At 42.5% G+C, this 20,121-nt stretch carries 19 protein-coding genes; 6 read left to right on the top strand and 13 right to left on the bottom strand.

Annotation, left to right across the window (positions count from 1 at the left end; translation table 11 throughout):
- Window positions 1–34: 34 nt before the first annotated feature.
- Window positions 35–1,183, bottom strand: coding sequence for a site-specific integrase (locus tag CCS02_RS17105; RefSeq protein WP_100637234.1), 1,149 nt, complete (start codon window positions 1,181–1,183; stop codon window positions 35–37).
- Window positions 1,184–1,354: 171 nt separating this feature from the next.
- Here CCS02_RS17105 and dusA point away from each other — a divergent pair, with 171 nt between their 5' ends.
- From dusA to CCS02_RS17085, 4 genes are all read left to right on the top strand, one after another.
- Window positions 1,355–2,392 (top strand): tRNA dihydrouridine(20/20a) synthase DusA, encoded by a 1,038-nt coding sequence (dusA, locus tag CCS02_RS17100; RefSeq protein WP_198515409.1) that lies wholly within the window; start codon window positions 1,355–1,357, stop codon window positions 2,390–2,392.
- A 5-nt stretch (window positions 2,393–2,397) separates the two neighbouring features.
- The gene (gene tal, locus CCS02_RS17095; RefSeq protein WP_100637233.1) at window positions 2,398–3,348 is read left to right on the top strand and encodes a transaldolase; all 951 of its coding nucleotides are present in this window, start codon (window positions 2,398–2,400) and stop codon (window positions 3,346–3,348) included.
- 68 nt (window positions 3,349–3,416) lie between these two features.
- Window positions 3,417–3,947 (top strand): sugar O-acetyltransferase, encoded by a 531-nt coding sequence (locus tag CCS02_RS17090; protein ID WP_100637232.1) that lies wholly within the window; start codon window positions 3,417–3,419, stop codon window positions 3,945–3,947.
- Between the two features lie 221 nt (window positions 3,948–4,168).
- A complete protein-coding gene (locus CCS02_RS17085; protein WP_072839741.1) occupies window positions 4,169–5,293 on the top strand; it encodes a PQQ-dependent sugar dehydrogenase in 1,125 nt (374 codons plus the stop codon).
- A gap of 91 nt (window positions 5,294–5,384) precedes the next feature.
- On the opposite strand, the gene CCS02_RS17080 is transcribed toward CCS02_RS17085, so the two are convergent.
- The 3 genes from CCS02_RS17080 to hrpA all read right to left on the bottom strand — a co-directional run bounded on the left by CCS02_RS17080 (window position 5,385) and on the right by hrpA (window position 11,256).
- The gene (locus CCS02_RS17080) at window positions 5,385–6,410 is read right to left on the bottom strand and encodes a GGDEF domain-containing protein (protein WP_232617177.1); all 1,026 of its coding nucleotides are present in this window, start codon (window positions 6,408–6,410) and stop codon (window positions 5,385–5,387) included.
- 14 nt (window positions 6,411–6,424) lie between these two features.
- Window positions 6,425–7,315: an MlaA family lipoprotein gene (locus CCS02_RS17075; RefSeq protein WP_100188015.1), complete on the bottom strand. Its 891-nt coding sequence runs from the start codon at window positions 7,313–7,315 to the stop codon at window positions 6,425–6,427.
- Between the two features lie 65 nt (window positions 7,316–7,380).
- A complete protein-coding gene (gene hrpA, locus CCS02_RS17070; RefSeq protein WP_100637231.1) occupies window positions 7,381–11,256 on the bottom strand; it encodes an ATP-dependent RNA helicase HrpA in 3,876 nt (1,291 codons plus the stop codon).
- Between the two features lie 264 nt (window positions 11,257–11,520).
- Between hrpA and cysK the strand changes: the two genes are divergently transcribed.
- A complete protein-coding gene (cysK, locus tag CCS02_RS17065) occupies window positions 11,521–12,486 on the top strand; it encodes a cysteine synthase A (RefSeq protein ID WP_100637305.1) in 966 nt (321 codons plus the stop codon).
- A gap of 100 nt (window positions 12,487–12,586) precedes the next feature.
- Here cysK and CCS02_RS17060 read toward each other — a convergent pair whose 3' ends face one another.
- The 3 genes from CCS02_RS17060 to CCS02_RS17050 all read right to left on the bottom strand — a co-directional run bounded on the left by CCS02_RS17060 (window position 12,587) and on the right by CCS02_RS17050 (window position 14,010).
- A complete protein-coding gene (locus CCS02_RS17060) occupies window positions 12,587–12,835 on the bottom strand; it encodes a hypothetical protein (protein ID WP_072839739.1) in 249 nt (82 codons plus the stop codon).
- Between the two features lie 113 nt (window positions 12,836–12,948).
- Window positions 12,949–13,548, bottom strand: a complete 600-nt coding sequence (locus tag CCS02_RS17055; RefSeq protein ID WP_100188018.1) for a class I SAM-dependent methyltransferase — start codon at window positions 13,546–13,548, stop codon at window positions 12,949–12,951.
- Between the two features lie 90 nt (window positions 13,549–13,638).
- Window positions 13,639–14,010 (bottom strand): hypothetical protein, encoded by a 372-nt coding sequence (locus CCS02_RS17050; RefSeq protein ID WP_100637230.1) that lies wholly within the window; start codon window positions 14,008–14,010, stop codon window positions 13,639–13,641.
- 112 nt (window positions 14,011–14,122) lie between these two features.
- On the opposite strand from CCS02_RS17050, the gene CCS02_RS17045 reads away from it, so the two are divergent.
- Window positions 14,123–14,320, top strand: coding sequence for a hypothetical protein (locus tag CCS02_RS17045; protein ID WP_100637229.1), 198 nt, complete (start codon window positions 14,123–14,125; stop codon window positions 14,318–14,320).
- A 29-nt stretch (window positions 14,321–14,349) separates the two neighbouring features.
- Here CCS02_RS17045 and CCS02_RS17040 read toward each other — a convergent pair whose 3' ends face one another.
- The 6 genes from CCS02_RS17040 to rnd all read right to left on the bottom strand — a co-directional run bounded on the left by CCS02_RS17040 (window position 14,350) and on the right by rnd (window position 20,121).
- A complete protein-coding gene (locus CCS02_RS17040; RefSeq protein ID WP_100637228.1) occupies window positions 14,350–14,865 on the bottom strand; it encodes a ClbS/DfsB family four-helix bundle protein in 516 nt (171 codons plus the stop codon).
- Between the two features lie 549 nt (window positions 14,866–15,414).
- Window positions 15,415–16,197, bottom strand: a complete 783-nt coding sequence (locus tag CCS02_RS17030; RefSeq protein WP_100188022.1) for a class II glutamine amidotransferase — start codon at window positions 16,195–16,197, stop codon at window positions 15,415–15,417.
- A complete protein-coding gene (locus tag CCS02_RS17025; RefSeq protein WP_100637227.1) occupies window positions 16,190–18,058 on the bottom strand; it encodes a VWA domain-containing protein in 1,869 nt (622 codons plus the stop codon). Before CCS02_RS17025 ends, CCS02_RS17030 begins: the two co-directional genes overlap by 8 nt.
- A gap of 70 nt (window positions 18,059–18,128) precedes the next feature.
- Window positions 18,129–18,608, bottom strand: coding sequence for a YcgN family cysteine cluster protein (locus CCS02_RS17020; protein ID WP_100637226.1), 480 nt, complete (start codon window positions 18,606–18,608; stop codon window positions 18,129–18,131).
- Between the two features lie 17 nt (window positions 18,609–18,625).
- A complete protein-coding gene (locus CCS02_RS17015) occupies window positions 18,626–18,919 on the bottom strand; it encodes a YcgL domain-containing protein (protein ID WP_072839732.1) in 294 nt (97 codons plus the stop codon).
- Between the two features lie 47 nt (window positions 18,920–18,966).
- Complete coding sequence (gene rnd / locus CCS02_RS17010; RefSeq protein ID WP_100188025.1) at window positions 18,967–20,121, bottom strand: ribonuclease D; 1,155 nt, start codon at window positions 20,119–20,121, stop codon at window positions 18,967–18,969.

Here is a 20,121-nt window from a genome sequence, read left to right as displayed (position 1 = left end):
AATGAAAAGCCTCTAGTTCTGTTTATAAAAACCGCTATATCGGCTTAACCAAGCCGGCCTCTCCGAGGTCCTTCACTGGTTCAAAATCCGCGTATTTATCAAACTTCTCAAACTGACTCAAATGAGTGTATCTAGATAAATTATTCCAGGTGCGATGCCCTGACACCAATGCCACTTGAGGAATTGAATAGTGCAATTCAAACAAATGGCTTACCCCCTCATGCCTAAGATCATGGAAGGTTAATCCTTCGATACCAAAATAACCGTAAGCAGCTCTAAAAGCATTACCTATAGTCGCCTCTCCATATGGAAACACCCTTGGGTCATCGCCTTTTCTTGGCTGTCGCTTAATTATCTCAATCGCTCTATGAGGTAGGTAAAGAAGAACATTATTGCCTTTTGTTTGACGAGGATTTTTAAGGTCGCGAATATACACAGTACCGTCTTTAAAATTAACATCATCCCATTCAATACGGTTTATTTCTCCTAGTCGTCGTGTTGAAAATATAGCGAATAAAATGACATCTCTCAGAGGGGTTTTCATACGTGAGCTGATAAGGCGACCAGACTTACTTTTCATCCTATCCTGATAGCTTAACAACTTTTCAAGCTCTTCAAGCGTCACACGACGAGCTCTTTCCACAGACTTACCAATCTTCCCCTGCTTTTTCGACACAATCATTGCATCCGAAATAATCGATAAATCAACATCGATAGACCAAGCAGCACGCGCATGTTGCAACAAGACTCGAATGTAGGCGGCGTCCTGCAATACTGTTTGTGGTGCAGCATTATCTTCCTTGTAACGCTTATTAAAATACTCGATGAATTGAGCACTGGAATGCTCTTTAATGTCCACGTTTTGTAACAAAGGCTCTCTAGACATCAGCCTCATCGTACCGTATTTAGTCTTGCCGAGCTCTGCAGGAGAGCCTTTAAATTCTTCTATATACTTAAGCATTCCCTCGGATATTGAAAAGGAATCGAAGGAGCGACCTAAGTGTAATGACCTTTTAACCTCCGCCTCGCGATTAAGCGCCCAAAGCTTGGCATCTTTAGCTGCAGTTCGACCTTCAAAGCTTGAGGCCTCGCTAAATACTACCTTTCCACCCCGCGCAATTCGAATCTGAGCGATATGAACAACGCTTCCGTTTTTCTTAGTCCTTGTCCTAAAAGTTGCCATATTAATTTAGAATCCTGTAATTTTATGACATAATCAAACGTAACAACCGAGAACGCATGAAAATGCCCTATTTAGGGAATGTTATAAAAAATGCTACACAAAAAACCTGTAGCATTCCGTTAGCATTGTAATACCAAAATACCCCTAAAACGACCCTAAAAAGACGATTAAATGCTACAAGAAAAAACATCAAAAACAGAGCCAAAGCCTTTAGATTCAAGGGGTTCAATAGATAGGCGCTTTAGTATTGCGCCAATGATGGATTGGACTACGTCCGATTACCGAGTATTCGCTAGAAAATTGACGAAAAATACGCTGCTTTATACCGAGATGGTGACCACTGGCGCATTGCTACAAGGCAATCATCCTGAAAGATTCTTACGTTATGATGGTTGCGAACACCCTATTGCGTTGCAGTTAGGTGGATCTGACGCGGTTGCGCTGGGTAAATGCGCAAAAATGGCGCAGCAAGCTGGCTTTGATGAGGTTAATCTTAATGTCGGTTGCCCAAGCGATAGAGTGCAAAATAGTTTAATCGGTGCCTGTTTAATGGCTTACCCTGATAAGGTAAAAGATGCCATGCGCGCCATGCAGGACAACTGCTCTATTCCAGTGACGATCAAACATCGCATTGGTTTGGATGATCAGGAAGATTACAGCGTAGTACGAGATTTTGTTGGCGATGTGGCCACCACTGGCGTGACGACTTTTATTGTCCATGCCCGCAATGCGATTTTGGAAGGTTTGAGCCCGAAAGAAAACCGCGAAGTACCGCCGCTCAAATATCATTATGTGCATCAGTTAAAGAAAGATTTCCCTGACCTTGAAATCATTATAAACGGTGGCATAAAAACATTAGATGAGTGCAAAGAACAGTTAGCGCACGTAGATGGCGTTATGGTTGGCCGTGAGGCATACCATAATCCATGGATTTTAAGCCAAGTCGACGAAGTATTATTTGGCGGTCAAGCTTTGGTTAATGATCGCTACGAGGCACTAGAAGCTTTCGTTCCTTATGTTGAACGCAAGCTGCAAGAAGGCGAACGCTTGATGCACCTAACCCGACACATTTTGGGTATTTTTCAGGGTGAAGCCGGCGGCAAACAGTTCCGTCGCTACTTGTCTGAAAATGGTCACAAAGCTGACGCACAGGTAAATGTATTATTAGAGGCCATTGAATTGGTCAAAAATCATCAACGCAAAGGATAAGAGCAATGAGCAATAAGTTATCTCAGTTAAAAGAGTTCACGACCATTGTGGCCGACACCGGTGATATAACGGCAATCAAAGATTTTTTACCACAAGATGCGACAACAAATCCGTCTTTGATGCTTAAAGCTGCACAAATTCCAGAGTATGCCCCTTTTCTAGATCAAGCGGTTGCTTGGGCAAAAACACAAAGCAAGGATAAAGATCAGCAAATTCTAGACGCTGGCGACAAGCTTGCAGTTATTGTTGGTACTGAAATTCTAAAATATGTTCCAGGCCGTATCTCTACCGAAGTAGATGCACGTTTGTCTTTTGACAAAGAAGCGACACTAGCGAAAGCACGTAAACTGATTGCACTATATGAAGAAGCTGGCGTGTCTCGTGACCGCGTTCTGATTAAAGCAGCGTCTACTTGGGAGGGCATCAAGGCCGCAGAAGAGCTAGAAAAAGAAGGCATCAACTGCAACCTAACGTTGTTGTTCTCTTTTGCTCAAGCACAAGCTTGTGCTGAAGCTGGCGTTTACCTGATTTCTCCATTCGTTGGTCGTATCCTTGATTGGTACAAAAAGTCCACCGGCCAAGAATACACAGCTGAGACTGATCCAGGTGTTGTGTCTGTGACTGAAATCTACAACTATTACAAACAGCACGGTTACAAAACCGTTGTTATGGGCGCGAGCTTCCGTAACATCGGTGAAATCGAGCAACTTGCTGGTTGTGACCGTTTGACTATCAGCCCTAACCTGCTGGAAGAATTGAAAAAAGACGAAGGCAAACTTGAGCGTAAATTGGTTCCAACAACTGACGTGAAACCTGCTCCAGCATCTATCACAGAAGCAGCATTCCGTTGGGCGATGAACGAAGACGCAATGGCTACAGAAAAATTAGCTGAAGGCATTCGTAACTTCGCTGCAGATCAACGTAAATTAGAAATTACTCTAGCGTCTATGCTATAAAATAGAAGCACGTAAGTTAAAAACGCGGCCTAGGTCGCGTTTTTTATTTTTCACAAGAAGAACGAAAGATGACCGAAACAACAGAATTTGAAAAAATGGTTGATGGCGAAGCGTTTAATGCTATCGACCTAGATCTTCGTCTACGAAGAGAAGCGGCTCGTCTTGCCTGTGCTAAATTCAATGCGCATCCAAGTAAGGGTAATCTTCGTCATGTTACGCGTTTGTTTGCAGAATTTGGTAGTGTGGTGATTGAACCGGGCTTTCAATGCGATTATGGTTCGCAAATTCATCTTGGTGAACGAGTATTCATTAATTTCCAATGTATTTTCTTAGACAGCGCTAAAATTCATATCGGTGACGATGTATTAATCGGTCCCGGCGTTCACTTTTATACGGTTGATCATCCTAGGGATGCTGACTTACGGGCCTCTGGCGAATGCTTTGCGCGCCCTATTACCATTGGTAACAAAGTCTGGATTGGCGGCGGTGCCAAAATCCTACCCGGTATTGAAATTGGCAATAATGCCATTATTGCCGCTAATACAGTGGTGACTAGAAATGTAGCTGAAAGCGAACGCTACTTCGGATCGTCACTTTAGATCTTCAATTTAGATAGTTACTTTAGATAGTTACTTTAAGTAGCTACTATTTGCATGATCCCATCAAAAAACATGCTTTAAGACCTTAATTAACGCTTCGCTGAATACTTTATCCAACTAGGCAAGCAATCGGCAATTGTTAAGGAAATGCCTTCCAAAACCCTCATCTTGCGACTATTTTCTATATACTTCACTGAAATTCGCGGTAAGAGGTCGCCTTTATGAAAACTTGGATTCTATTTTTAGCAGGCCTGATGGCGCTAAATGTTAGCGCCTCGGATGCTATCGTTGACGATTCACTAAACATTGATCAAATCACTCAATTTGATGGAATACCTTGGGGTATTGCCATAATCAATGATCAAGAAGCTATTGTCACAATCAAAAAAGGTTCCGCATATAAAGTCGATTTAACTACGGGTAAAAAGCAGGCTCTTACAGGACTTCCAGAGGTGGATAACCGAGGCCAAGGCGGCCTGCTAGACGTGGCAAAATCCCCGCAGTTTAAAGAACAAGGTTGGTTATATTTCACCTATTCAAAACCAACCGATGATGGCTCAAAAACTACGTTAGCCAGAGCTAAATTAGCAGGCAACAAACTAACTGAATGGCATGATTTATTGGTCACAGACTCAGCGACCAGCGAAACCAAGCACTATGGTGGACGTATTGCCTTTGATGACCAAGAGCATGTCTTTTTCTCGGTTGGTGATCGTGGTGTTCGTGAGAATGCTCAAGATTTAACAAACCATGCGGGCAGCGTTATTCGTTTAAATTTAGATGGAAGTGTACCAAGGGACAACCCTTTTGTGACTCATGCCAACATTCGTAATGAGATATGGAGTTACGGACATCGCAATCCTCAAGGCCTTTTTTACGACACAGATACCCATACGCTATGGTCAAATGAACATGGTCCAAGAGGCGGAGATGAAATAAATCTAATACGCCCAGGTGCGAATTACGGCTGGCCAATTGTGTCTTATGGCAAAGAATACTGGGGACCAATCAGCGTCGGTGAAGGGAACACAAAAGATGGCATAGACAACCCTGCTAAGGTGTTTATTCCTTCTATCGCACCAAGCAGCTTGATACGTTACAAAGGTATGTTATTTTCGAACTGGAACGGTGATTTTCTATCTACCGCGCTCGCTTTGAGACATTTAAACAAGATCAAAATTGATAAGAATGGCAAGACAACAGAAACTCGTTACCTAGAACATTTGGATGAACGTCTTCGTTCAATTGCTCAGGATTCAGCTGGTGTGCTGTACATTGGTACAGACTCTGGAAAGGTATTAAAGATTACACTTGCAATAGATAGTGGTCTCAAGAAAGCAAGCTAAGGAGCATTAACAATGCTCCTTCATTTTGGGCTCAATCTATTACTAGCGTCTAATGATTCATTAAATGAACTCATCAAAAACACCTAAACTCTTAATCCATTAAAACAACACAATTCCGACCAAGGCTTTTTGCTTTGTATAACCGCTGGTCGGCAATTCTGTATAAATGCTTAAAATCACCACGCCCTTTCTGACTACAAGACACGCCAATACTCACAGTATAATGAATTTCCAGCTCATCAAAATAAAATAGAGAGTCATCTACATACTGGCAAAATGCGACTGACCAGTTCTTGCTTTGCGCAGCTGGCATAAAAACACAAAACTCTTCTCCACCTAAGCGAAATAGCTGCTCGTTATCATCAACATGCGCCCTTAATCGCTCAGCAAAGTCCACCAGCACCGCGTCACCAACTTCATGCCCATGTATATCATTTATTTTTTTGAAATTATCTAGATCTATCAAAACAAGTGCTAATTCATCGCCCATCCCAGTAACTTGTTGAAGCTGATATAGCGAGTTTTGACTAACATTACGGCGATTGGCAAGACCTGTAAGAGGGTCGGTAGATGCTATTTTCTTTAAAGCATATAACATTTTCTTGTGAACTCGCTCGGCACCGTGAGTTAGCCCCCATAAGAAGACATAGGCTAGAAACAAGTTCACGACAATACTAATTAGACCGTCTTTAAAATCATCATAAAAGCGCAGAAATAGAATAGTACTAACCAAACAAAGGCAAACAGCGCTCAACCAAAAGCCTGTACGTTTACCCAACATAAGATAGGAGGTCATAGGGAAAATAAGCACCCAAACCTGTCGACCAGAATACAGAGGAGAAAAGCTGATTCCGATTAAAATACAGGCAAAGATAAACGCTACATAAAGCGAAACAAACCACTTGTAATGACGCCACTGTATAGGGCAAAACCATACACAAATGGTCAGCATTAGCAGAATAGCTTCTGCCAATGCGACTTGATACTTTGCCGCCATTACATTAAGCACTATCAGTACAAGGCAAGAACTGCCTATCACTAGCAAAAAACCTTTTACTAGCGCTTCATTAAAAAGGCTTTCATTAAACCAATGGGATGTCGACAGCCGCTTATTCATTAAAATAGATTCTGTTATTCGGACCAACTACTGTCCGCGGTGACATCACTCTCTGACGAAATATTGCCATCCGTCGCTGCGGCAGAGTCATCGCCCCAACTATCGACTTCAGCTTCATCCCCCCAGCTATCACTCGCAGAATCATCACCCCAGCTATCGTTTTCAGTTTCATCACCCCAACTATCGTCTGCTGAATCAGTATTTTTGATAGCTTGTTTCTTTGGTGGATTTCCATCGTAAACTTCATATGCTCTATTTTGTAAATACACATCTCGGATAAAGCTGTACCTGTCCCCAACAATCATGCCTTCCGCATTGAGGTAACGTGCTCTTGTTTCCACAACGTCTAAGGCTAATAAACCAAGCTCCTCATCATCATTTAAGTCGAGAATGCTTGTTTCATCAAGGTACGTATATTTAATGGCCAAACCTGAACCATCACGCACAGTAGAAGGACCAAAGAATGGCAATACCAAATAAGGGCCAGATGACACGCCCCAATACCCAAGCGTTTGGCCAAAGTCTTCATCGTATTTTTTTAGCCCCATTTCGCTAGCCACATCAAAAAGACCCAACCAGCCAGCTGTACTGTTTATCAGAAAACGAAAAGTAGACGACGCCGTTGCATCCCATTTACCCTGTAGTAAATTGTTGGTTATATTGCCGATTTCTCCAAGGTTAGAGAAAAAATTGCTCACACCTCTCTGTACGGGATTAGGCGTAATAGCCTTATATCCCTCAGCAACAGGCTTTAAAACAGCACCATCAATTGCATCATTGAAAGTAAACATAGAGCGGTTGAAACCTTCCCATGGATCTTCTTTGGTTTCTACTGGCACCTGTGCACAGGATTGCACAAGCAACAACAAAGAGCCAAAAAGTAAAGTGCCGATTGCTTTAAACATTTTCACTATCCTTAACTTGTAAGACTTCACGCACAGCGTCTGACTAAAAAACCTTATTTATAAAATCAAACCAATTTTTTAACTTCTTGCCATTGCTTATTTAAGCGCTTCTCTGAAATGGGCTCTAACGTGCCAACCGACTGAGCAAACAAAGAAATACGATATTCCTCTAACATCCAACGATATTTGATCAACTCTGGATCATATAAAGCTTTTTCGTCATGGGCTTTTTTCTGTCTGGAATAAGTTTGCCAAAGGCTTTCTAATTCAGACACATATTGGTTTTCTTTGTTCAGATGATTTTGAAAGCGCTCCAAACGCACTTCAATACCTTTAAAATAACGCGGCAATTGCCCTAACCAAAACAAGGGTGTATTACCAATGAAACCGGGGTAAATAAGCTGCTCTAGTTGGACTTTAATATCACCGTAAATTCGTGTCCAAGGCAGAGGAATACTGCCTTTCATCCTCTTTGCCACACCTTGATAAGATGACAACACACGATAAAGCTGTCCCGCCATATCGTTCGCCACGCTCACCAATTGCGGTTTATTTTTCACTAGGCAACTTTCAAATTCTGCTTTTGTGCGGGGCAAAGCACGCCCATCCAAGAAAACCTTGTCTAAAACCGCATTAAGCAAATCATCCAATAAGGTTTCTTTTTGACCTAATGGCGAAAAAATTAGCATAGATTCTTTAAGATGCGGTAGGTTCTTTTGCAGATAACGCATTTCTTTGCTCAATGTAAGTTTAAGCAAAGTGACCACCCCTTTTCGATGGCTTTCCAACGCGGTGTTCTGATCATCAAACATTTTAAGTGACACATGATCGCCTTGTGCCACCAAAGCGGGGAACGCCGTGACCTTAATTCCAGCTTGTTTAATCTCCTGACGCTCAGGAATGCCCTGCTCAGGCCAAGAAGTTAAACCTTCTTGCTCATGTTGTTTGGTACCAAATTTTGCAAAACTTTCTTCAACTAGGTCACTAAACTGAGTTTGAAGCTGAGCAAGATTTTTACCTACTCCAAGCACCTTACCGCGCTCGTCCACTACTTCTAAGTTAAGCGTTAAGTGAGAATCTAGCTTATCGGCATTCCATTCATTAAGCGGAATATCAATCAGCGTTTCGCGCTTAATCTGCAAACTAAGCTGTTCAAGCAAATCACCTTTGTCTTTCGACAAGTTGGGATAAACACGATCAACAAACTGCGGAATCGGCACAAAGCGACGACGCAAAGCCTTAGGCAAAGCCCGCAATAACGCTTCACAGCGCTCTTTGATAAAGCCGGGCACAGCCCAACCTAAATCCTCTAAACTCAGCTGACGTAACAAACCAACTGGGACTTTTAAGGTCGCGCCATCGGCTGCTTGACCCGGATCGAATTTATAATCAATCGGTAAAGCGACACCGTTCAAACCAAAGGAATCAGGAAAGGCAAGATCGTCGACACTGACATCTTGATTAATCAAGTCCTCACGAGTCATTAACAAAGCATCAGGCGAAGTTTTAACGAAATGCTCTAAGCTTTTTAGATTGCGAACATGATCAGGTAATCGAGAATTGTAGAAGGCAAACACCGTTTCATCGTCAACCAGAATGTCACGTTTGCGCAGTTTAGCTTCTTGGGCCTCTAACGATTCCATCAGCGCTTTGTTCTTACGATAAAACGCCTGTTTAGTACGAAGTTCACCTTCCACTAGCCCAGAGCGAATAAAAATCTCGCGTGCTTCTTCAGGATTCACATGACCATAATCAATACTGCGTTTCGCCACAATCACCAAACCATAAAGCGATACTTGCTCATGGGCCATGATGCGGCCTTGATTACGCTCAAAGTGTGGATCAAAGTATTGACGCTTCACAAACGGCGCTGCGTACTCTTCGATCCAAACAGGATCAATTCGCGCCGTGACTCGCGCATACAATTTACTGGTCTCAATTAACTCAGCCGCCATAATCCATTGTGGCGGTTTTTTGAATAACATGGACCCAGGGAATATCGCCAATTTACGCGAACGACAGCCAAGCATTTCTTTGCTGTCTTCCATTTTATTAGCAACTTGCGTAAACATACCGGCCAACAAAGAACGGTGAATCGCTTCGTAATGACGTTCTTCATGCTGGACTTCTTTAAAGCCAAGCTGCTTACAAGCAATCATGATTTGTCGATGAATATCTCGCCATTCACGCATGCGCATGAAATTCAAAAATTGCTTACGGCAATATTGGCGCAATTGATTTTGTGATAAGGCTTGGCGTTGCTCTTCAAAACGTTCCCACAAATTCAAGAACACAGCGAAATCTGAGTCTTCGTCTTTATCGACTGCATGAGCTTGGTCGGACTGAGCTTTTTTGTCTTGAGGGCGTTCACGAGGATCAGGGATAGACAAGGCACTGACAATAATCGCCACTTCTTTGAGCACACTGTGCTGCTCGGCTGCGATTAGAATTCGCCCTAATTTAGGATCGATTGGCAACTTAGCAAGCTGACGTCCAATCGGCGTCAGTCGCTCTTTGTCCAAGGCACCAAGCTCGGTTAACGCTCGGTAGCCATCGTTGATCATGCGTTTTTCTGGCATTTCAACGAAAGGAAATTTCTCAACCGCACCAAGTTTTAAATTGGCCATCTGCAAAATAACCGATGCCAAGTTGGTACGGAAAATTTCTGGATCGGTAAACTCTGCACGATTGTTAAAATCTTCCTCGTCATACAAGCGAATACAAATACCATCCGCTACACGACCACATCGCCCTGCTCTTTGGTTAGCACTGGCTTGGCTGATTTTTTCAATCGGCAACTGTTGGACTTTGGAACGCACGCTGTAGCGACTAATTCGCGCCAAACCCGGATCAATCACGTAACGAATACCAGGTACCGTCAACGAGGTTTCAGCAACGTTGGTCGACAACACAATACGACGACCAGAATGGGATTTAAAAATACGTTGTTGCTCGCTAGCGCTCAATCGAGCATATAAGGGCAGGACTTCCGTGCTGCGTAATTCGGCACGACGAAGAATCTCAGCGGTTTCACGAATTTCTCGCTCACCCGGCAAAAATACTAGAATGTCACCCGCACCGCGATAGCCGGATTGTCGCTCTTCGGCGATCAGCAGTTCTACTGCGTCTAAAACGCCTTGCTCCATACTTTGGTCTTCGTCTAGCTCTTCTGAGTCAGACTTACTGAGCAATGGCTGATAGCGCACTTCAACAGGATAAGTTCGACCTGATACTTCGATGATAGGTGCGTTTTCAAAATGCTCAGAAAAACGCTCAACGTCGATAGTAGCCGAAGTGACAATGACTTTTAGATCTGGTCGAGCCGCCAAGACTTGCTTTAAATACCCCAGCAAGAAATCGATGTTCAGACTGCGTTCATGGGCTTCATCGATAATGATGGTGTCGTATTTATAAAGACGTTTATTTTGTTGGATTTCGGCCAACAAAATACCGTCTGTCATCAGCTTAATCAGTGTTTCTTCATTACTTTCGTCACTAAAACGAACCTGAAAACCTACTTGCTCGCCAAGATTAACTTGCAACTCATCGCTAATACGCTCTGCCACACTGCGAGCGGCAATTCGCCTTGGCTGCGTATGACCAATCAGACCCGCGATTCCGCGACCTGCTTGCAAGCACATTTTAGGCAATTGCGTGGTTTTACCCGAGCCTGTTTCACCAGCAATAATGATGACTTGATTTTCTTGGATCGCTTTGATGATTTCGTCAGCACGAGCCGCAACCGGCAAGCTTTCATCGTAGGTAATCTTTGGCATACGTGACAAACGAGCTTGGTACAGAGTCTCAGATTTTTCGATAAGAGCATTCACTTCAGATTGCATACGATCAAAAGGCAAACCATCCTTTTGACGTTTACTAAGCTGCGCTTGTTTTTGATCAATTAGATGACGATCGCGCGTCATTACGGCATTTGTCGGCATGATAGGTAAACTTGTATCCTTTTTACTTGGCGCAGAGAAAATAGTTGCAATAAATAAAGCGCCGTTTCTATTCGAGGTCGTGGCACACCGCTTCAAGTGAAGCTAAGTTGTTGTACAAAAACCTCTATCTATATAGTTGCAAATTCTAACATCAATCCCAACCTAAGGGTTATAGTGAACAACATTCGCGGCACATCTAATACGATGTTGCCATTACTCTCTAAAGACCAACTAACTACAGATCAACAACAAAAAGGAAATGGTATGTCTCATCAAGTATTTGAAGATAACTCTCTTACCATTGGCAACACGCCACTTGTACGTTTAAACCGTATCGGAAATGGAAATATTTGGGCAAAACTCGAATCTCGTAATCCTGCTTTCTCAGTAAAATGCCGCATCGGCGCCAACATGGTGTGGGATGCAGAAAAGAAAGGCATTCTGAGCAAAGGTAAATCCATCGTTGAAGCCTCAAGCGGTAACACAGGTATCGCCTTGTGTTTCGTTGCTGCATCTCGTGGTTATCCGATTACCATCACTATGCCATCCAGCATGAGTGTGGAACGTCGCCAAGTCATGAAAGCCCTTGGGGCGACTATCGTTCTAACTGAGCCAGCGAAAGGCATGAAAGGCGCCATTGCCAAAGCCGAAGAAATTGCCCAAGACGAAAACTTCGTTTTGCTGCAACAATTCGAAAACCCAGCCAATCCTGAAATTCATGAAAAAACCACTGGCCCAGAAATTTGGCAAGACACCAATGGTGAAATCGATGTTTTCGTCGCAGGTGTTGGTACTGGCGGCACTATTACTGGCGTGAGTCGCTACATTAAAAACACCCAAGGCAAAGCCATTATCAGCGTCGCGGTTGAGCCAACCAGCTCACCTGTTATCACACAAACGATTAACGGTGAAACACCAACACCATCTCCACATAAAATCCAGGGCATTGGCGCAGGCTTCGTACCGAAAAACCTTGACCTTTCTATCATTGACCGGGTTGAACAAGCCTCTAATGAAGACGCTATCGCTATGGCAAAACGCTTAATGCGTGAAGAAGGCATCTTGTGTGGTATTTCTTGTGGTGCTGCTGTCGTTGCTGCGGAACGCTTAAGCAAACTAGCAGAATTTAAAGACAAGAAAATCGTCGTAGTATTACCAGATTCGGGCGAGCGCTACTTGTCTACCGCTTTGTTTGAAGGTGAATTTACCGACAACGAATTGGTTCAGTAATAAACGAAATGTAGGTCGACATAAATGTCGACATAAAACTCGAATCCCTCCTCCTAATGTCTTGCAAGAGGAGGGATTATTTTATTAACGCAAAGCACAATTAATGCGGTTTTTTCGTACCGTAACGAACCATGTCTTTGCCATTTTCAAACACTTCGGTGGTCACATAACGCCCTAACACCAACTGCTGATTATCATCCAGCACTGCCACAAATGGACGACCATTGGCATTATTCGTCGCCAACGCCACGCCAGATACACTGTTCAGACCTAAACCACCCACCTCAACCAAACGTAGAAACGTCTCAAGTTCGTCCAAGGTTTCAATTACATCATTATCATTAATCATTCGTTCTACTCTGTTACACCAATAATGGCGCTAGAATAACAGTAATCACAGCGAGAGAAAAATGGGAAGCCCAACAAAAGTGCTGAGCGTTAGTAATCTCTCATAACTCTTTTTTAGGCTTTTTCTACCACTAGGTAAGTATGAAGTTCAGGATGTTGGTCAAACTCTAAGTGCCTGATAATACAACCAAGCTCAATGAATAACTTTAGGAAACCATTTAAACCAAGTGACGAATAGTAAACTTCTGGCCCCATAAAATTGTTAGTATGAAAACCCTCTTCATCAGTACCACCAAATGAAAAAATCAACACACCACCGACATTCAGACTTTCTACTAGTTTAGTAAGAACATTTCTTTGCTCTGACAAAGGAATATGCCAAATACTGTCCCATGCTGTTATGAAATCGTACTTCTCAGATAGTTCGCATTCACAAATGTCACCTTGCACAAAGCGAATATCCGGATGCTTTTTACGCGCAATATTTAGCATCTCATCGGAAATATCTAAACCTGATGGAGTAAAACCTTCACCTTGGAGTAAATCTATAAAGCGTCCAGTGCAACCGCAGCCAACGTCCAAAGCGTTGCCTCGACTCTTAACAAAACTAATTGCTTTCTTGTGCTGAGAAATCCCATTATTTATATCAAATTCTTCACTATTCCAAATATGAGTGATTTGATTATATGCTTTCCCGATATCTTCTGGCTTCACCCTTTATCTCCCTTATAAAGCCTAACATTGCTAACTGCGACCAAACTCAGAACACTCCAGCGCACGAGGCTCCCAAGCAACTAGTCTTTGTTATGCATCTTGATCTATTCTCAACTGAAATATATTGCCCTCACAGTCATGAGCATCACATACTTTTCGGCCACCAAATTCCCAATTTTTTGGAGGAAAGACAGAACCACCTTTGTTTTTAATCATCTCACTAATTATCTCTAACGGAGTATTAATAAAAAATGTTGGTTTGATCGGAGTACTCGCTCTTGGAGAGTGCAAGTCGGAAACCGTTTTAGAAGCCTCTGTCTCAAGCAACACCAACTCAAAATCGCCATCCGCCAATAAAGCATATGAATTATCCCCTTCAACTTTATTAAGCGCGAAGACGTGAGAATAAAAATCAGACAATCGGCTAACTGAAGAAGCGTACATCACAAATCCTGTTTTCATATGCCTATTCTATGCCTCAATCTTGGTTACACAATGTCGGTAGTTTTCTGGGCATGCACATTAGCTTATCGATGCAACACCTCACCAGTTCTAATATTAAATGAGCCTATACATGGCTGTTGAACGTCACGCCCAAACTCTTCACAAGATAAAAGGTATTCATCTACCGAACAACGAAACTCGGCTTCAAGCTCTTTCAACGTCGTCTCTTCATACGTCACTAATAGGTTTCTTAGATCATTTAGAAAATATGACAATCATTAACGCACCGTTAAGCAGTGAGCAGTACACTGATTACACTGATGTTTAACTGAAGTTAGAAATACCATGTACTGACTATCAGCTTAAGCCGTTACTTTTGTTAAATCGCCTAACTTTAGTACACATATTTTTCATTGGTGATGATGTATTGAACTGAATCATTCGACCTAACGTCCATTTTTCATACCATGTCGTTTCATACAATTCTTCATTGCTTAAACTTGAAACTAAAGAGATAAGCTCGTTAATAGTTGAGTCCAACTCCTTGAGTAAGTCTTCGTATTTCCAGTCACTGTACTCATCATGAAAACTTACAGCCAATAAACCAAGCTGATTCCATTTGTAGCCAGTATCAGGGAAAACCACCGGAAGACCTTGAGACCTCAAACTATGCCACTTCAAGACCAACTTCCCCCAACCAACAAGATAGGCAACAGTGTCACAAACACTAATTTGTGTTCCTTTTATATTACCCTCAAGCTCGCACTTACGTGAAAGTGATTCTGGAACAATCCGGTAATCGTCCATAAGTTTGGGAAATATCGAGTTTATGGCAGAGAGCAACTCATCTTTTGATTGTGGAATTGAGGACATAGTTTCCTCCATTTACATAACATAATAGTTAAAAGGCAGACTTCAGCCTGTCCCAATAAGCGCAACAAATAGTTTGATCCACTTATTAGACGTTGCTCACTATAACCTCACAATTTATCAGGGAAGTATTCAAGTATCTCATCATCAGCATAATTAAATAAACCAGTGGAACGCCAACCTAGTTGAAATGACAACAGGGAACATCAACAAAGCATAAAACCGGAAAAATGAGCGTGCGTATTGTGTTCTTTTAAAAAGAATAAAAAGAAGTTATTTGAAGGGTCAATCGTCCATTAATTTCTTTGCTTTTGATTCCTTTATGTAGCAAATGTACCGCGAGTTAAAGTAGATTTCCAGAGAGGTTGTCGGCACAAGCTTGAAAATCAAAAATTACCACAACCTGCTTTCAATAATAAAACGATGAAAGCCGATGCAAATCCCATAAGCGAGGTCAAATGATAGTCTCGAGCGAGGGGGATTGCTTTGGCTTTTGCGGATGAGAAAACAACCGCATCTTCCGTCTTCCCCTTTCTTCAAGGGTAATAGACTTTAGTTCGCTTTGATCTGGCAAACCACTTCGCCACCTTCAAACACACATAGCTCGCCTTCTACCATTTGCTGCCACGTTTCGTCATGAGTTAATGGTTGTGTGGCGATGACGGTGACGACGTCTTTGTCTGTGGTGACTTCTTTGAAATCAATAATGACATCTTCATCTGACAAAGTGGCTTTCTTAAATGGCGCTCGACGGGTAATCCAATGCAATTTGGTGGTACAAAAGCAATATAAGCGCACACCATCAGACAGCATCATGTTAAACACACCACGTTTTTTTAGCTGCAAAGCTAATGCCGATAGCGCTTCAGACACTTCTGTTAAGCTTGGTTCCTGATCACCAAAGCGTGTTTGTAGTTGCTCAACGATCCAACAAAAAGCGCGCTCGGAGTCTGTGCTACCCAATGGGTGATGAAAAGTAATCGGTAAAGAATCCGCTGCTTCTAATTGCCCGTTATGAGCATAAGTCCAAGTTTTACCCCATAACAAACGACTAAACGGGTGTGTATTTAATAAACACACCTCACCTACGTTGGCTTGGCGGATATGACTGATCACGATATCGCATTTTAATGATGTGTTGCTGATGACTTCCGCCATGTCCGAATCAGCACTCGGTCTTGGGTCGTGGATCGCCCAAACATAGCCATCACGATACATAGCCATTCCCCAGCCATCTTTATGAGGACCAGTACGCCCGCCACGTGCACGTAAACCAGAAAAACTAAAACATATATCGGTCGGCACATTGGCGCTCATGCCCAATAACTCACACATCGTCTAGACCATCTCTTCTAAGGGATTGATTTTTCTTTATACGACGATACAAAAATATACCGCCAGCTATCACCACAATGCCACCTAGATTTAGTGCGGCATACAAAACCCATTCTGATGTTGATAGATTGTTCGCTTTATCTAAAACTTGATCAGCTACAGACTCTTCCGTTGCTGAACTCTCTTTTGGTAATGGATCAGAAGTTTCTGCAACATCGTCGACAATAGACACAGATGGTGGAACGAACACAGGAGCCACATCATTGTTAGACGAAGGTTCTGACATATTGAGTGAACTATTCATACCGCCATTCACCAAAGTAACGATTGGCGCGCCATTTCCTTGTCGATCAAAGTGCCACATCGGCGTCCAATAATCAAAACGCTGTCCAGTTTGAGTCATACCAATCAACTTAGCTCGGACATTAACATTATCGCCCGGAGAAACTGGAATGATTTTTTCCCAATAACCTTGCCCAACAAGGGGCATTTCTTCCGTCTCGGTGGTGCCATTATTGTAGGTAAACTCAAGCTTCACATTAGAACGCAGCATGTTCAGTTTTAAGTTCACAGGCTTCGCAGAAAACGCGACTAAATTACCGCCAGGACTCGTACCTTCGAATTCAATAGCAGGATGAACGGTAAAAAACTGACTAAGCTGGCGAGAGAAGGTTTTGCCATCTAATAAGCTGACAAGCTCATAATTGCCCGGTTCGTTAATGCCGTCTAAACGCTGTTTAAATTGCTCATTCGTTCTCACCGTATCCTGAGAGAAAATAGTCTCTTTTTGTTCGCCACTTAAACGTACTAACGTTTGTTTTACGTCCAGTAGATTCAGCACTTTGTCGTCTTTGATTAGCTCATTTTTTTGAAACAAGCCGACAGTTGAATAAATAGGTTCATTCTGAAATATCACGGGTGCGACAGGTGTTGCTTGCGCGCTTAAATCTGTAATCACGCGAATGCTGCTTCGATCAAGATCAACATTATTGACTTGCCATGTACCTGACGCAGGACCGCGAACTGTTATTAGGGTGTAATGATCCGAACTAGAGACAGATACTTCGGCATTGCTAGCCAGTGACAATAACTTACCATCAGGTTTGACAATATGAGGCTGTATACCGTTTTCGTGGAAAACAACAAGAGTAAGCTCTTGGATCGCATCGTCCACTGTAAAACGATTACCATCGAATGGTAATTCATCCGAGGGTGAAGCTTGGGAGAAAATACGGTCAAATGTGTCCAATAAGTCTTCAGGAATAGCGACTTCAGTGTGTGTTGCGTCAGTGCGCAATGACAAGGATTCAAGTAACGCTTTGTCGGTGTAACCCGTCATAGAAATAGTATGAAGATGAATACCACGCTCTTCTAACTTGGACGTTAATTGATTAAGAATACGATCACGAGAAGCTTTGTTCACCGCCTCTTCCAAACTGATGTCTACCATGCCATCAGTAACTAAAATCCAATGACGATTAAAGCCAGGCTTTAGGTTTCCCGAGTCGGGTGTTTCCAACAAAAGCTTGATAATGGCTTCTAAATCGGTTTTGACATCTTGCGTCACATAACTATCTACATAGCTCGCCAGTTTAGTTTTATTGGCTTTATTAACGATGGCTTCAGGTAAGAGCACTCTAGGCTCCTCGCCAAACAACCAAATCCCTAGTGTGGCTTTTTCTTCAGGCGCAAGATTAGAAATAAGACGCAACGCCTCAGATGTAAGCTTATCAGGATCACTGATCAACATACTGCCAGAGGCATCAACAATAACACGGAACTGAGTGTCCGCTTTACTCAACGGCATCCAAAAGGATAAAACAGCCACTAACAACACAGTATTTATTTTCAACCACTTCACGTTTGCGAACTCCTTGAACTACTTTACTTTGCTGAATTTAGCGACCATTTGCCGTAACTAAGCCGAGATTTCAAATTACATCATACGGTTCCGGCATACCATGTACCCATTTAATAACATGGGTTTCCCACTCTTCTTCATCAACGGTATTTTCATTCACCGCATAATGGCGAACGGTTAGCCCTTGGCGAAGCATTTCTTTATCACTACCAACCACCAAAGGGTGCCAATTCGGCAAGTCTTTGGTTTCGTACAATACACGATAACTACAGGTATCAGGTAACCAATGAAATTCGTCAACCTGATCAGGTGTTAGCGTAATACATGTCGATACTTTATCTTGTCGAGTTTCATAGACCTTACACTGGCAAGAACCAATATTCAGTTGATGACAAGATAAATTGGTATAAAACACCTCTTCGGTTTCATCGTCTTGTAATTTTTGCAGGCAACATTTACCGCATCCATCACAAATAGATTCCCACTCCACTGGAGACATTTTCTCCAGTGGAGTGGTTTTCCAAAAAGGCTCGTAACGCTTTGCAATCATTCTCTAAATCCAAGTAATTAATAAACCGCTTGCGTCGGTGTTTTATATAAATCCAACAAATACTCTTCCTTCACTGGCGGTAATTGCAAATAAAAACCTTTTTCACGAATGCCTTTAGTGACACTTTCTGGTGTCGCGCGAGCTAACTTACTCTCATTGGTCAACAACATGGTCATCGCACTGATGCCTTTGCCAAACCGAGTCATAAGCTCTTCAGGAATTTCCTTCAGCCCTTTGCTTTTTTCTACATACAAGTACATTCCATCATGCTTACTGGAACGAAATACTTCTACGATTAAATGCTGTTTCATATTTTACCCTTGGCGCTATAAGGCCATTTTAGGACTTTTAAATCTTTCTATTTTTTAAACCTATTCAATATAGGATCAACAATCACATCACGACGCCAGCCAGTCATTGCAGGATTTTGCAAGTCAATCTCAGTACCTTCATACAAATGACGCACTAATGGATCCAATAACTTACGCTTCATCATAGCTTCCGGCGCAATATTTAACATCTCAGCTTTATCACGAATAAACGCTTTAATTGCTTTCGTTAAATCACCGGCCTGAGATGGTAAAGGGATTTCCAACGGCAATTGATATTCATCAGGTGACAATTCATTCACCAAAGCGACATTTTGCAAAATAACCTCACCATACAAACGGTGCTGACGGCCAGTTAGCTCTTCCGCCTCAGAAACTGCTTTATGATGTGTCGGCAAGGTTTTCGCCAACGACCAAAGAGTACGATCTTTTAAGATCTGCCCTTTCGGAACATCTTCTTTACGAGCTTGCTCATCACGCCAAATAAACAGCAAACGCAATAAAGTTAAACCAGCTGGCGTCAAACGCCACGCGGTTTTAATGCCATCCCAGTTTTGCTCTGGATCAGAGTTCATCTGGTATTGCCATTTCAATGAATCGCAATCTTCCATTGCCCATTCGAGCATATTTTTCGCTTCTAAACGGGCAATTTGCATTGGATAGACTTTTGCCAGATAAACCACATCAAGCGCTGCATAACGCTTTTGTGCATCCGTTAAAGGACGTTGAACCCAGTCTGAACGAGTTTCATCTTTCGCTACTTCAATTTGCAAATATTCATGAATCAGCTTCACATAGCTTAGCGACCATTGCGCGCTAGCATAGGCTTCACCAATTTGAGTATCGTAAAAAGGCGTAGGTAACACACCTAACAAACGATCAAAAACATCCAAATCTTCGGAACAAGCATGAAACACTTTCATCACCGAAGGGGCCACCATCAGGTTACGAAGAGGTTCCCATTCGTCGATGCTCAATGGATCAATCAGTACGGCTTTCTCGCCTTCACTAATTTGAATGAGCCCCGTAATTGGAAAATAGGTTGTGCGACGAATGAATTCTGTATCGACCGCAATTACCGGCAAATCTGCCCAATAATCACACCAGCTGGCCAGCGATTCATTATCCGCAACCCACACTATATTCAGAGCATCATCATTCAGAGCATCATCTTGATCATTCAT

The organism is Marinomonas sp. ef1, assembly GCF_002806845.1.
In the GTDB taxonomy this organism is placed as follows: Bacteria; Pseudomonadota; Gammaproteobacteria; order Pseudomonadales; family Marinomonadaceae; genus Marinomonas; species Marinomonas polaris.
The sequence above is the reverse complement of the archived record's forward strand: the minus strand, read 5'-3'. Positions and strand labels throughout refer to the sequence as shown.